The sequence below is a fragment of the Microcoleus sp. A2-C3 genome, assembly GCF_036706065.1.
GTDB lineage: Bacteria > Cyanobacteriota > Cyanobacteriia > Cyanobacteriales > Microcoleaceae > Microcoleus.
The window spans coordinates 64,788-80,538 of record NZ_JAUBVX010000008.1 but is presented as its reverse complement, the minus strand read 5'-3'; the positions used below and the strand labels follow the sequence as shown (position 1 = coordinate 80,538).

Below are 15,751 nucleotides of genomic sequence, written 5' to 3'. Positions count from 1 at the left end.
GGAAAGTTAATGATGGGTTTGTTGAATGAGTCTGAATGTCAGGGAAAAGTTAATCTGTTTATTTTTCCTGAAGGGGTAAAGTGATGATAAATTTTGTTCCCGATCCCAGTATAGAATTAACGTTCAGGGAACCGCCATGTTTTTCTACGACAATTTGCCGCGCGATCGCCAGTCCTAATCCCGTACCTTTTCCGACAGTTTTCGTAGTAAATAAATGGTCAAAAATCTTTGATTTTACCTCCTCACTCATCCCCTTAGCATTATCAGTGATGGCAATTTTTACCTGTTTATTTTCGACCGATGTTTGAATGGTTATACAGTTAGGATTCGCTTTGATTTCTGCAAAACTTAGACCGATATTTGATTCTTCTAAAGCATCAATAGCATTAGCTATAATATTCATAAACACCTGATTTAATTGTCCGGGGAAGCATTCGATCGCCGGAATATTCCCGTAGTTGGTGACAACTTCAATCGCGGGACGAGTATCATTGGCCTTGAGGCGATGGCGTAAAATCAAGATGGTGCTATCAATCCCTTCGTGGAGGTTGAACTTTTGTTTTTGGTCGCTATCGGCACGGGAGAAAGTGCGGAGACTCTTGCTGATGCTGGTGATGCGATCGCCTCCATCTTTCATTGCTCTGATTAACTTGGGTAAATCAGAGCGTAAATATTCTAGGTCAATTGTCTCTAATTCCTCTTCAATTTCAGTCCCTGGTTGAGGGAATTTATCGTTGTAGAGGTCAATCAGCCCAAATAGGTCGTTGATGGAATCTTGGACAGCACCAACGTTGCCAATAATGCAGCCGACGGGATTGTTGATTTCGTGGGCAACTCCGGCGACCAAGTTACCTAGGGCCGACATTTTTTCACTTTGGACAATTTGAATTTGGGCTTGCTGTAATGAGTTTAAGGCATTTTCTAAGGCAAGGGATTTCTGCTCTAAGGCAAGTTCTGCTTCTTGACGATCGGTAATATCATCTGCCAGCGAAGCAACTCCTATTAACTCGCCATCTGCATTCATAAGTACATTGTTATACCAAACACAAATAATCGTTTTGCCATCCTTTGTAAGATTTTCATTAATACTGTAATTACCACCCTGCTGCGATATAATATCGACGCTGACTCCCTTTAGTTGTGCTTGAATCACTTCAGGAACGATAAATGTGAAGTGACGACCCAAAGCCTCCTGCTTGGTATAGCCAAAGATTCTTTCTGCTGCTGGGTTCCAGTCAGTAGCCAGAAAATTGATATCCCACTCTATGACGGCTACTGGAGTTTGCTTAACCAATAGCTGGAGTCGTTGCTGGGATGCTTGCAACCGAGATTGTTCTGCACTCAACCGATCGAGCGATCGCTCTAATTGTTGAGCATAATGCTGCGATCGCTCATAAAGTTGGGCATTTTCTAAAGAAATAGCAGCTTGAGCGCATAGCAAATTGAGCAGTTCAACGCGATCGCTCGTGAAAGCACCCTTTGCTAAATTATTTTCTAGATATAAAATGCCCATCAACTTCCCTTGATGCAAAATCGGGCTGCACAAAATACTCTTCGGCTGCTGGCGCATGATATAAGGGTCATTTGCTAAAGTCAGATCGGCACTCGCATCAACTATTACGGCAGTCTGCCTGTTGTGCAAGACTTTGTAAATCAACTTCAGGGGAATATCTTGACTCTCTTCAATGGGAAGGCGCTGCAACACGACAGCCTCTGTCCCCAGGGTAATCAAGCCTTTAATTAACAGGCGATCGTCTCGCAACAGCATTAACACGCATTTATCGGCTCCCGCATTTTCGATGACAATGGAAAGCAACGATGAAAGGAGTTTTTCGAGTTCAATTTCACCTGAGATAGTATGGGAAGCTTTGAGAATCGCAGCTAAATCTAAAGCCACATAAGCACTGCTAGAACTGGCGGAATTGGTAGATGTCAAAGTTCCCAAGGCGAAGATAGTTTCCTTAGTGCAAAGAGCAGAACGAGTTTGCTGTAATACGGGAGCAAGTAATTGCCGATAGTATTTTTCCAAGTCGGCGACTTTGGCTTTAGCACCCCAGCGAGCATAGCCATAGTAAGCTTCAATCGCGTATTCTTGGGCGATGCGCGGTTTATTCCATTGCAAATAAAACTTGGCGGCCAATTCATTTGCGAGAGCTTCTTCGTTGATAAATTGATGTTCTTGAGCCAGATTTATGGCTCGGTCATAACACTCGCTGGCTGCATTTTTTTCACCCAAAACTCGATAACGCTCAGCCTCCACTAGATACCATTTATGCAAGTGGTTCATCGGGGCATGGTGCGCCCACTGGTGCAGAATCGTTTGATGGGTGGCAGCAACAGCAAGCAGTTCGGCTTGCTCCGGTTCTGGTTGGGTAGGGAAGAGTGCTAGATGAGTTAGCGCGGCATAAAAATGGAAAATAGGAACAAAAATCGATCCCGATACTGCCATTAAACACAGCTTGGCTTGGGCAATATAGTTGCGTGCATCTGTATAATTACCAAAATAGTAAGCAAGCAGCAGTTTGTAGATATAGGCTTGCGCGATCGCTGTTAAATCGTTATCCTGCTGGTGCTTACTTAGCATCAACGTTTCATTATAAGCATTGCCGAGCAAGCAATATGGTTGACTGACTAATTCAATCAAGTTTTCTGCTGCTTGTTTTCCTAAATTTACATATACTCGAGCAGATTCTTGTTTCACCTGAGCCAATGCCACACTATAATTAGCCATGTCTTGAATAAAACTATTCAGTTCTTCACCGCTAAAAAACCTGCCATTACTGTGACCACCGAGAGCAAAACCAGCGTGTAAAAAATCTCCAGTTTCTATGCCAGTCTGGTAAGCTGTTTTCAGAGTCGGAATCGTGGCATCTAACCGCTCTCGGTAATGTTGAATAAAGCAACCAAATAGAGACATCACAGCGGATTTAATCTTTTGTATATTAAATTTTTCCAGTAAACTTAGAGCCAATTTACCAAAAGCATAGCCTGCGGAAGGATCTTCCAAGAAAGCACACAATACCATGCCGTGAATACCATACCCAGTTATTGATGCCACGGTATTGCCCGATCGAAGAGATAAATTCACCATCATCGAACTTAGCAATGGCAATAAACCGGGCATTCCTTGAATAATTGGTGAAAACAACATTGCCATCAATTCCATTGCAGCCTGAGCGTTAGGATCGGTCATTAATGGCAGATCGCTCAAGTCTTCAATTTGTCTACCTTCGAGTTGGGTGGCAAGGCTTTGTAGCATTCTGCTAGTCTTGGATTGATCAGGTTCTGTAGGCAGTTCAACCCCCAATTGCTCTAAAGCTTTTCTGCCAATAGCGATCGCCTCCACCACATTACTTTGTAAAACTTGCGCTGCAATTTGAATTTCATAAATTTTTATTTTATCTAAAATCGTTTGAGCCGATCGCAACACGACTGTTGTTATCTGTTCCATGCCCTCAAAATCACTATTCAAATAACTAGCTTCAGCCGCCGCAATATGGAGGTTCAAAGTCAATTCATACTGGCTGTGCCAACAGTTTGTTTGTAGTAGCTCGATTCCTATTTGGAAATATGTCCTTGCTGCTGCGTATGCTGTAGAATTTATCGCCTTACCTCCAGCTTTAAAATTTAGTTGAGCTAATATTTCTTGTTCTCTCGGTTCAGTAATTAACTTAATTCCTTTGTTCAAATGCTCGACAATATCAAACAGTTTTTCCTCTTGTTCTATTTCTGATAAGTTTTGCCTAAGTAACTGTCCAATTTTGAGATGAGTTGCTTGTTTTTGATAGTCGGGAATCAAAGAATAAGCCGCTTGTTGTACTCGGTCATGTAAAAATTTGTAGGTAGCTGTCATTTGTACTCCGTCATTGGTCATTTGTTGTTCTTCGTCTACAGATGACCATCCTTCGACTTCGTTCAGGGTAAGATGACTATTGACTAATGACTCTTGTTGATAAAATTTATAAACATCACTACTCGGTAAAATCAATCCTTCTTCTAATGCTTTCCACAACTCAGCAGCAGTTTCTATTTCTGAATGTTCCGAAACAATTGCCAAAATAGCTAAATCAAACTGATTACCAATACAAGCAGCTAACTTTAATACATTTTGAGTCGATGGTGGCAATTTTTGTAACTGCAATGCCATAAAAGTTACAACATCATCTGTAAGCAGTTGCTGATTCACTTGAGCAAGGTCGCATTGCCAGCAGCCCGCATCAAAATCAAATTTAATGAAATTTTCTTGATGTAATGCTTTGAGAAGTTGAGTTGCAAAAAACGGATTTCCTTTAGTTTTTTGATATATTAATTGTGAAAGAGTACCTGCAAAAATTCTTGTACATTTCAGCGTTTCACTAACTAATTGATTTACTATTACTTGAGTCAAGGGTGCTAAAACAATCGTATTAATAGTCGATTGTGTTTTTTTGATTTCGCTCAAAGCCAAGATTAATGGATGTACTGGGTTGACTTCATTATCACGGTACGCACCAATTAATAAAAGATGACTTGTATCAGCCATTAAAAGCTGCATTAAGTTCAGTGATGCCAAATCTGCCCATTGCAAATCATCTAAAAATATCACTAAGGGATGTTCTACGCTGGTAAAGACTTGGGTGAATTTTTGAAACAATAAATTAAATCTATTTTTTGCTGCTGTTCCTGCTAATTCTGGAGCAGGTGGCTGTTGACCGATAATTATTTCTACTTCGGGAACGACTTCAATAATGACTTGTCCGCTGTCACCGAGGGCTTCTAAAATCTTAGTTTTCCATTGTTTGATTTGGGCATCGCTTTCACTCAGCAATTGCCCCATTAAATCCCGAAAGGCTTGCACGAAGGCACTAAAGGGAATGTTACGCTGAAATTGGTCATATTTGCCTTTGATAAAATAACCGCGTTGGCGCACGATCGGTTTATGCACTTCGTTGACTACTGCTGTTTTACCAATCCCAGAAAAACCAGCTACCAGCATCATTTCTGTTGCGCCAAGACTGACTCGATCGAATGCTTGCAGCAGTGTTGATACTTCAGCTTCTCGTCCGTAAAGTTTTTCGGGAATTAGGAATCGATCGCACAGATCCCTTTGTGCAATTTCAAAACTCTGAATTTCCCCAGTTTCTTTAAGCCTATCTAAACATTTTTCTAGATCGGTTTTCAGCCCTAACGCACTCTGATAGCGGTCTTCCGCATTTTTTGCCATCAATTTGCTGACAATTTCTGAGAGTACAGATGGAATTTGTGGGTTAATAGCATTTACTAATGGTGCTGCTTTGGCGATATGGCAATGCACTAACTCCATCGGGTCATTTGATTGAAATGGTAACTCGTTTGTCAGTAATTCGTAGAAGGTAATACCTAAAGAATAAAAGTCAGTCCTGTAGTCAATTCCTCTGTTCATTCTTCCGGTTTGTTCGGGAGAAATGTAAGCAAGTGTTCCTTCTAACACATGGAAATTGAGCAGAGTTTGGGTTTCTTTTGATAATAGTGATGCAATACTAAAGTCGATTAGTTTAACTTGTTTGGTTTCGGGATTGATTAAAATATTGGCTGGTTTAATGTCTTTGTGAATTATCCGGTGGCGTCCGAGTATATCTAAGATGTTGCTGATGTCGATCGCCACTTGCAAAAAGTCGCTTAAATCGGGCGGAGTTTCCCCTTGTTCCACCCATTGTTTTAGAGAGATTCCACCGAAGTCTTCCATTACTAGCGCATAGCTGTTTTGGTAGGCTTCCAAGCTGTAGGTTTGGATAATTCCGGGCAAGTTGAGATTTTTAGCCATGGTATATTGATTGCGAAACTGCACGAGTTCGCTGAAGGTGGGATAGTCGTTTTTCAGTAGTTTGATAATAACCGGTAGTTGGTCATCGGTACGGATGGCTTGATAAACTAAGGTGCGAGTCCCGTCATAAATTGTTTGAATAATTTGATAGTTGAAAATTTGACTGTTTGTGCTTTGGTTCTGATTTTGGTGGGAGTTATTCATGGCTATTCTTTCCATAAAATTAGTGAGTGGTTTGTTAATGAGTATGAAAGTCAGGAAAAAAATTAACTGTTTCGCTCTACTTAAGTTGGTAAGCTGATGATAAATTCTGTTCCCGCTCCCGGTGTTGAATTGACGTGAATTGAACCGCCGTGGGTTTCGACTACAATCTGGCGGACGATCGCTAATCCCAACCCAGTACCTTTACCCACAGCTTTTGTAGTAAATAAATGGTCAAAAATCCGCTGTTTCACAGAGTCACTCATCCCCGCACCGTTATCGGCAATTGTAATCAGGATGTGGCGATCGCCCTCCAAACTGCTCCGAACCGTGATACAGTTGCGATTCGCTTCAATTTCCTCGAAACTACGACCTTGACTCGACTCTTCCAGCGCATCGATCGCATTTGCAAGCAAGTTCATAAATACTTGATTCAGTTGACCGGGAAAACATTCGATTTTGGGGAGATTCCCGTAGTCTGTGACGACTTCGATCGCCGGACGGTGTTCGTTAGCTTTCAGCCGATGTTTCAAAATTAAGATCGTACTCTCAATCCCTTCATGGACATTAAAGGGAACTTTGTAGTCTTTATCGGCCCTGGAGAAGGTGCGGAGGCTGGTGCTGATGCCGCGAATGCGATCGCACCCGACTTTCATCGACGACAGCATCTTGGGCAAATCTTCTACCAGATAATCTAAATCAATATTTTCAGCATTTTGCTCAATTTCAGATCCGGCATCAGGGAATTTTTTCTGATATAATTGCAACTGACCAATGAGATCATTGAAGCCAGCATTTGCTTCTGTCAAATTACCCGCAATAAAGCCGACGGGATTGTTGATTTCGTGGGCGACTCCGGCGACGAGATTGCCCAAAGCGGACATTTTTTCGCTGTGCACGAGCTGTAACTGTGCTTGCTGTAAGTCAAAGAGCGATCGTTCTAATTCTTGGGCGTAAGCTTGGGATTGTTGGTACAAGCGCGCATTTTCTAAAGAAATAGCTGCTTGGGCGCACAACAGTTGGATGACTTCAATGCGATCGCCCGTAAATGCCCCAATTGTCAAATTATTTTCTAGATATAGCAACCCGATTAATTTACCCTGATGCAAAATCGGCGCGCACAGCACACTTTTGGGCTTTTTCTCCATCAAATACGGCTCGGCCATAAAATCGTTTTGTGCTGCTGCATTATCCAAAACCACAGTTTTTAAAGTGCGCTTAACATAGTTAACCACAGCAGCGGGAACCGCTTCTTTGGCTGACAGCGGTAGAGATATTGAGATGACATCTTCCTTGAAGGATGCGACAGCTTCGATCGCGATATTCCCATCCTTAAGCAACAGCAGAACTGCTTTTGTTGCCCCAGCATTTTCGATCGCCACAGACATCAGTGCAGCCAGCAATTTTTCTAATTCTATTTCACTTGACAGAGCTTGGGAGGCTTTGAGAATAGTCTCGAAATCTAGGGCTTCGGAAATACTGCTACTGCTAGATTGAGTTGTTTGGATGGTTTGATATAAGACTGAGGATTTATTAATAGTTTGGAGGCGGCTTTCGCTGATTGCATAACGATTTTGTTGGGTCTGCAATATGGGGTGCAGCAAGTCGGGATAGCGGGTTTCTAGGTCTGCAACTTTGGCTTTTGCCCCCCATCGGGCATAGCAGTAGTAGGAGTCTTGCATATAAGCAGCGGCGACCTTTTCTTTGCCCCAGTTGAGGTAGAATTTACCGGCTAATTCGTTGCTGAGTGCTTCATCTTGAATGAAGTGGTTGGTTTTGGCACTGTAAATAGCGCGATCGTAAGCTTCAATAGCTTCGAGTTTATTGCCTAAAACTCGATATTGCTCGGCTGCCACCAGTTCCCAGCGATGCTGATGATTTGTAGGAGCCAAAGCTGCCCAATGGTGCAATTTGTCTTGATGCTGTTGCACTTGTAGAAGGATTGACGGTTGCTCTCCTGGGGAGGCGTTTGCATACTGGGTTAATTGAATCAACGCATCAAAAAAGGAGTATAGGGGAACCATGAACGTCGCCACGCAACCGTCAAGGTATTGGGAGGTTTGGGCGGAGCTTTGAGCCGCGTTCTCATCCTGTCCAAAGAGATAATAAAGAATGGCTTGGTTGATGTGCCACATGAACAATGCAGTGCGTTGATTGGCTGCTTGCAGTTCAGAGAGGGATTTTTCCTGGTTAAAGATTGCCCCAGTCAGGCGATAAGAAACCTCGGTCTGCCCCAATAAGTTGAGTACAGTTTGTTGATAAATCTCTTGATAATATAGGGCTGCTGTTTGCTTATATTGATGAATGGTTTGACGATAGGCATCCATTGTCTGAGCCAGTCCTGCTAATTCCTGCCCCGCATGATAAGCGTAATAACTGTACGCCGTAGCACTTAGGCAACCTATTTCAATATCTCCGGTTTCTATCCCACTGCGGTAGGCTTCTTGCAATGCCGGAACGATTTCAGAGAGGGTTATTTTCCAATGTTTGATGTAGGTATGAACCACATACCAGCTTCGGCATTTAAAGGGTGTCAGTTGGAGCTGATCCAGAAGGCTTAATGCCAATTCCCCAAACTCGTAACCGTTTTCGATATCGCCGATGATGCCACACAAGATCAAACCATAGTCACCGTAAGCAAATATAGAAATTGGACAATTGCCAGATTGGATGGATAATTCGACTTGCTTGAAAATCAGCAACGGCATCAAGGTAGGAGCAGCTACAAAGGAAGCAGGAACCAAAGCCGTCAAGATTTCCATCGCTGCCAAAAGCTGGGGATTGCGCATGGTTGGCAAATCCAGCAAAGTACGGGGTGGTTTGTCTGCCCACAGCTCGCGCGTCACCCCAAAAGCTTGTCCAATATCAGCCTCCGTCGGTTGTTCTGAAAGTTCAATTCCCAGAGAGCATAACATCTGTAAACCAATCTGAATCGCCTCTAGGAGTTGCCCTTGGGCTTTAGTTCCCAAAATCCGAGTTTGCTGAATTTTGCTTGTATCTAGTAACGTTTTAGCCTGTTGCAGCACCACCCTAACCCACTGTTCCATCTGCTCAAAATCGGTGTTGAGATAGCTCGCCTCCGCAATTTCTTCATGCAGTGACAACATCAGGGGATAGCGATTTTCCCACGCAGTTTCGGGCAAAAGTCTGATTCCTGTTGCGAAATAGTCGATCGCCGCTCCATAGGCTGTGGCAGTTTTAGCTTTTCCTCCGGCGGCTAAATTTAACTCTGCCAGATTTTCCCGTTCCTGGGGTTGCGTAATTAGGGCAATGCCAACATTCAAATGGTTGACAATTTCAAATAGCCGCTCTTCCCGTTCACTGGTTGAAGAATCGCGTAACAATAGCTGCCCAATTGATAGATGGGTTGACTGTTTTTTGTCTTCAGCAATCAGAGAGTAAGCAGCTTGTTGAACGCGATCGTGGAGGAATTTATAATTAACAGTCTGCGAATCTTGCTCCTTGTCGTGAATTGACTGTCCCACATAAAACTTATAAACTTCACTTTGGGGCAGAATTAATCCTTCTTGTAAAGCTTTCCATAGAGATGTTGCCACCTCTGTCTGTGGCTCAGCAGAGACGATTGCCAATGTATTTAAATCAAACTGATTCCCAATACAAGCCGCTAACTTCAAAATATCCTGAGTTATTGCAGGCAGTTTCTGCAATTGCAACGCCATAAACTCCACCACATCATCCGTCAGTGCCGCCTCCCGCACTCGGACGATATCGCACTGCCACCCCCCCGTAGCCCCCCCTTGGTAAGGGGGGGTTGGGGGGGTAAAACTAATCAGCCCATCCTGATGCAGTGTCTTGAGAAACTGCGTCGCAAAAAAGGGATTTCCTTTGGTTTTTTGTGACACCAAATCAGTCAATGGTCTTGCCCAATCTGGAGTACAGTTGAGGGTATCAGCCACCAAATCATTTAGACTTTCTGAACTCAACGGTTCCAGAGTAATAGTATTCACAGTTGCTCCAGCTTTGACCACTGCATCCAGTGTCAGCATCAACGGATGTGCTGGCGAGACTTCATTATCTCGGTAGGCACCAATTACTAATAAATAGCTGGTTTCCGATTCGGAGATAAGCAGTTGCATTAACTGTAGCGAGGCAGAATCTGCCCACTGCAAGTCGTCCAAAAACATCACCAGGGGATGTTCTTTGGCGGTAAATACTCGAATGAAGTTTTGAAATAATAAATTAAATCGATTTTGTACCGCAGTTCCTGAAAGTTCGGTGGCGGGTGGTTGTTGACCAATAATTTTTTCTAGTTCGGGAATTACTTCAATAATTACTTGCCCATTTTCGCCCAGTGCTTGCAATATTTGAGTTTGCCAATTTTCCAGTCGTTCGTCACTTTCGCTCAACAATTGTCCCATTAAATCTCGAAACGCTTGCACAAATGCTGAGAATGGAATATTACGGTTAAATTGGTCGAATTTGCCTTTGATGAAATAGCCGCGCTGGCGGACAATTGGTTTATGGACTTCGTTAACTACAACTGTTTTCCCAATCCCTGAAAAACCAGCTACTAAAGTCATTTCAGTTGTGCCGCTACTGACGCGCTCAAAGGCTTCGAGTAGGGTTTCTACTTCGGTTTCGCGACCGTAGAGTTTCTCTGGTATACTAAACCGATCGCACACATCCCTCTGAGCTATTTCAAAATCTTCTATCTTACCACTTTCTTGTAATTGACGCAAACACAATTCTAAATCAAATTTCAGCCCCAAAGCGCTCTGATAGCGGTCTTCGGCATTTTTGGCCATCAATTTGCTGACAATCTCCGAGAGTACCGGCGGAATTTCCGGCTTGATTTCATGTAGTGATGGCGGTTGCTTGGCAATATGAGAGTGTACTAATTCCATCGCATCGTTGGATTGAAACGGCAATTGTCCCGCCAGCAATTCGTAAAAAGTCACGCCCAAAGAGTAAAAATCTGTGCGATAGTCAATGCCGCGATTCATCCTTCCAGTTTGTTCTGGTGACAAATAGCCAAGTGTTCCTTCGAGTACGTTAGGATTGATCAGGGTTTGAGTTTCCCTGGGCAGCAAAGATGCAATACTAAAGTCAATGAGTTTTACTTGTTTCGTTTGGGGATTAATTAAAATATTGGCGGGTTTAATGTCTTTGTGAATGATCCGGTGGTGGCAGAGTATATTTAATGTATTGGTGATGTCGATCGCCATTTGCAAAAAATCCCTCAAATTCGGTAGAGTTTCCCCTTGTTCCGTCCATGCCTGGAGAGAGATTCCCCCGAAGTCTTCCATTACCAGCGCACAGCTGTTTTGGTAAGCTTCCAAGCTGTAGGTTTCGATGATTCCGGGTAAATTGAGGTTTTTGGCGATCGTGTACTGATTGCGAAATTGCACGAGCTCGCTGAAGTTGGGATACTCAGTCCGCAAGACTTTGATGGCAACGGGCTGTTTGTCGCATTGGCGAGTTCCGCGATAAACTAGGGTGCGAGTTCCTGAGTAAATGCGATCGAGCGTTTGATAACCTATCAATGTAAAATTTTGAGTTTTCATATTTTTATTATCTGCCTCATGGGGGGGGGCTGTTTGTAGCTTAACAGAAGGGAAGATAGTTTCCAACTCCTGTGATAGTTAAGTATAATGAATATGACTGAAATCGCTAAGATTTGTGATTTATATCACTAGAAACTGCATTTTTTAAAATAAACCAATCCAATTTTATTTAAAAATTAAATAGCCTCATCCATATTGGAAGAGTGAATAATAAACTAAGGCAGCCCATGCCGATCGCAGTTACTGCTAATTCGCGATCGAGATTAAAAACTTCTGCCAACAAAGTAGTACCAAAAGCCGGAGGCATGGCCATCTGTAGCACCAGCGAAAGTCGCGGCGCGCCCACGATACCAACAAACGTTAAACCCGCGCCAAATACCAAAGGAATCAACAGCATTTTAATCACCAGACAACTCAAAACTTGTTGGAGATTATGCAAAGAATTCAAATTGCTCAACTGCATCCCGATCGTAATTAAAGATAAAGTAATTACAGTCCAAGCACCTGTTGTTAACAATTCTTCGATTTTTGCCGACAGTGGCAAGCTGCGGGAGACAAATCCCAAACAGAGAGCCCACAGTGCCGGATTCTGAAAAATTGCCCGCAGGGGAGTTAACCAATCCTGATGCTGCCGACTTTTACCGCAGTGAGAAGCGATCGCAATTCCGAGTAAATTGATTGCCGTACCAGTACCTAGCAAGTCGTAAAACAACGCCCAGGCAAAGTGTTCTGGCCCCAATAAGGACAAGCTGACGGGAATGCCTAAAAAACCTGTATTGCCAAACATCGCCGCTAATAAGAAACTGCCTTGAGTGGGCAAACTCCAAGCAGTTTTGTGTTTTGGGGTATTTTGGGCGAGTCGATTAAGAGTCTTAAAATGTTCCACGCTGACAAACTTTATCAAAATCCAAGCCAGTCCCCCACCTACTATAATTGCCACCCAAGCTGTCAGCGGCGCAATCAAAATAGCGCCAGACAAATTGGCGCGGCGGATGAAAGCAACAATGCTCAACGGCGTGCCAAAAAAGAACAGAAACTTGGCTAAATATGTAGAATAGCGTCTCGGTAGCAGGCGGCCGAGAATGAATCCCAACGCCACCCATCCGACTAGATTTAGATAAAGTTTGAGCAGCGGATTTTCTAAATAAAGCATGATTAATTAAATACTTCAGGACTGGCGCGGGCGGTCAGAAACCAGGTTTTTACCAAAATATTTCGTTGTTACCCGCAGATTCGGTAAAAAATCCGGTTTCTGTGGCCTAGATGCACACTACTTTTGGCAACCGTTGCTAAGTATTAATGCTTATTTAGCCTAGCAGATAATTTTCGATTCAGGCCTTGACACCGACAAAAGCGCGTGTCAAAATTGTGTTGAGGAATAAATCAACACAGGTGAAAACGATGGCACGGCAAGCAAAACAATCATCTCAGGTCAAAAGTTCCAGCAGCCAAGCAGCCTCCAATACTCGCACCAAATTTACCCTCTACAATTTTGCCGGAAACGAAAAGGCATTCTATTTAGTCGATCGCACAAATCTCGAAAGAACACCAGGCGATATCCCAGAAAAATCAGTCGCCCACAGCATCATCATCATCGATCGCTCCGGCTCAATGTATTATGACTTAAAGCCGCTGAAAGAAACCCTAATCAAGCTTTTGACCTTAGACGAATACAACAATTACCAGCTAATAATCAGCCTGATTTCCTATGCAGACAATGGAGATGTAATTTGTCACTTCCAGCGAATTCCGATTCAAGAAGTGATGAAAATGGACTCTCAATACATCAAAGCAATTCAAAAGATTCACACCGCTGGCTGTACCTGCATCTCGCAGTCGATGCAGCTTGCAAAAACTCTGGTGAAAGCCGGAGAAGTGACCGCAATTAATTTGCACACAGACGGCTATGCTAATGATCCCAGTGCTAATTCCGAAGCTGCAAAACTAACGGAAATTTGCGACGAACTCAAAGACATGGATGTGTTTACCAACACGATATCCTATGGCTGTGCTGACTTCAAACTGCTCTCCAAAATCGCCAACACCTTATCTGGAAATTGCATCCGTGCTGGCGAAGTAAAAATGGTTTATGATGCTCTTTACGACAGCACTAAACTGTTAGGCGGTTCCGTGACACCGCCGCTGGAAGAACCGTTAATTAAGGAATACGATTATCAAATTTTTGTTTCCAAAAGTGGCAAGAAAATCAACGGTTCATCGAGCACGCTGAAAATCTGCGGGCTGAAAGCAGACGATCAGGGACTGTTTTACAAATATCAGAAACTAACCAAAGAAGAGTATGACAAACTAGAGGTGCCGGTTGCTCAAACTGATGAGTCGGTGTTTGCTTTTGCGAAAGCTAATCTCGCTGACGGTAACTTAAATACGGCGAAGTATGCGCTGGCGAGCACTTTCGATGCTACTTTGACGGAAAAACACGCGAAAGCTTTGACAAATGCCCAAATAGCGGGGTTTACGGAGGATTTGGAAGGGGCTGTGTTTTCGCCTGATGTGTTGCAAAATGATGTAATTGGCGATCGGGTAAAAGTCAGCGACAAAATTTCCCTGCTGGAGTTAATCGAGATATTGGAAGAAAACAAAAACAGCATCATCATCAACTTGAAACACTTGCAAGAAAACTATCAGCGCAAAGGTTTGAAGCGAATTGAAGGAAAGCGAGACGAAAACGGCAACCTTGTCAAGCCTTGGCTGAAAACAGAATTTATAGATGGTGGCGAATACGTGCAAATGGGTTCATTTGCGATCAATCAAAATACCGCTACCATCAATATGCTGATTGCCAGAAAAGTTAAGCTGGTAAAAGTTGAGGATGGAAGTTCAATAACTGAAGTGGCGGGAATTTTGGTAACAGATCTCAATATTTTCAACAATTATACCATTGTCAGCGACGGCGAAGTTAATATCAAGTCACTCAGAACCAAAATCAGCAGCAAAGCAGTGTTTGATTTGCTCAACAAAAGCGGTGTACTGGAAAAAGACGGCTCGCCTGTGGCAGAATTTGACTTCCATGCAGAGTACGATATTAAATTAGAGAGTTTGCCGCTAGTGCCTTTTGACGGGCGTTACGGCAGCCTTGACGGAGTGTTTGAGGAACTCGCAAACATTAAAATTATCTCCAGCATCCTCTCGGCTTATTTGAAGGAAGAATCCGAGAGTTACACGGCTCAACAGTTGGAAGAATTGAAACAGCACTATCTGTCGAAAAGCTTGTACATCAACTTTCCGACGACTACAGAATATACGGAATTGAAAAGTGCGATCGCCAACGGTGGAGTAGATTCGCGAGTCAGCTACAAAATCGACATCGGCAGCAAAAACATCCTCAACTTCGGCAAATTGCACTCAGCCAACAAATTTCTCGATCGCCTTTATGAAGTTTACCACAAAAACACGGGCGAAAAGCTAGCAAAACCAACCTTCGACATCACCTTAAACGAGCCAGTCGTCTTCGCCCACAAAACGCTGTCATCCCGAACCAAAATCACCAAAGTTGACGATTTAATGAAACTGATTTTCGATGAGTTTCTGGGGTTAGATAATAACGGAATTGTTGCTGCTACTTTAGCACAAGTTGGTGCAGACAGCTTGCTGCGGCTTCTGCAAGCTAAATGGCAGGAAGAAGATGTCAATCGAGACGAGTTTGTAGCTGCTTTAACCCGTGCAAACGAGCAACTCGAAACCTACGCCGAAAAAGTGTACAGCGAGAAAGTTTCCCCGCTAGTTTTCTACATCGGTTCAACCGGACTTATCCCCGATGAAATGGAGGCAAAAGCGGCGACTGCTGAGGAAATCAATTCTAAATACGGCAACTTGCAATTTTCTAAAGATGAGCAAGAAGGGATGTTTTTTGAAGTCGGCGACTGCATTATTAGCGTGTATGCTAAGAATGAGTATTTCACAGTAGGCAGGTAGGAATTAGGGTGGGCAAATGCCCACCTTGATTAAATATGGCTGATTGAAATGAAATGCAAAGGTGCAGCGGTGGCGACTAGGAAATAGGTAGATTAGGGTTAGTCTTAGGTTGCCAAGACGAAAGGAGCGATAGCAAATCTTCTATGATGGGAATCTTTCGAGTTTGTAACTTTCCTTTGGTATTACTTTTGCGAAAGTTTATCCTATCATAGGATAGAGATTAACGCTCTCTAAAAAATCTAGTAGCCAAATTCTCTGCAATTAGGTTATAATGATATAACAACGCGAATTCTCATACGGAGGGCAAGCC

At 43.2% G+C, this 15,751-nt stretch carries 4 protein-coding genes; 1 reads left to right on the top strand and 3 read right to left on the bottom strand.

Annotated features, from left to right (window positions below; translation table 11 throughout):
• Window positions 1-58: 58 nt before the first annotated feature.
• The 3 genes from QUB66_RS06930 to QUB66_RS06920 all read right to left on the bottom strand — a co-directional run bounded on the left by QUB66_RS06930 (window position 59) and on the right by QUB66_RS06920 (window position 12,661).
• A complete protein-coding gene (locus QUB66_RS06930) occupies window positions 59-5,986 on the bottom strand; it encodes a trifunctional serine/threonine-protein kinase/ATP-binding protein/sensor histidine kinase (protein ID WP_332967005.1) in 5,928 nt (1,975 codons plus the stop codon).
• Window positions 5,987-6,066: 80 nt separating this feature from the next.
• The gene (locus QUB66_RS06925; protein ID WP_332967004.1) at window positions 6,067-11,508 is read right to left on the bottom strand and encodes a trifunctional serine/threonine-protein kinase/ATP-binding protein/sensor histidine kinase; all 5,442 of its coding nucleotides are present in this window, start codon (window positions 11,506-11,508) and stop codon (window positions 6,067-6,069) included.
• Window positions 11,509-11,677: 169 nt separating this feature from the next.
• A complete protein-coding gene (locus QUB66_RS06920; RefSeq protein ID WP_265236965.1) occupies window positions 11,678-12,661 on the bottom strand; it encodes an AEC family transporter in 984 nt (327 codons plus the stop codon).
• Between the two features lie 248 nt (window positions 12,662-12,909).
• Here QUB66_RS06920 and QUB66_RS06915 point away from each other — a divergent pair, with 248 nt between their 5' ends.
• The gene (locus QUB66_RS06915; RefSeq protein ID WP_332967002.1) at window positions 12,910-15,441 is read left to right on the top strand and encodes a vWA domain-containing protein; all 2,532 of its coding nucleotides are present in this window, start codon (window positions 12,910-12,912) and stop codon (window positions 15,439-15,441) included.
• Window positions 15,442-15,751: the final 310 nt, after the last annotated feature.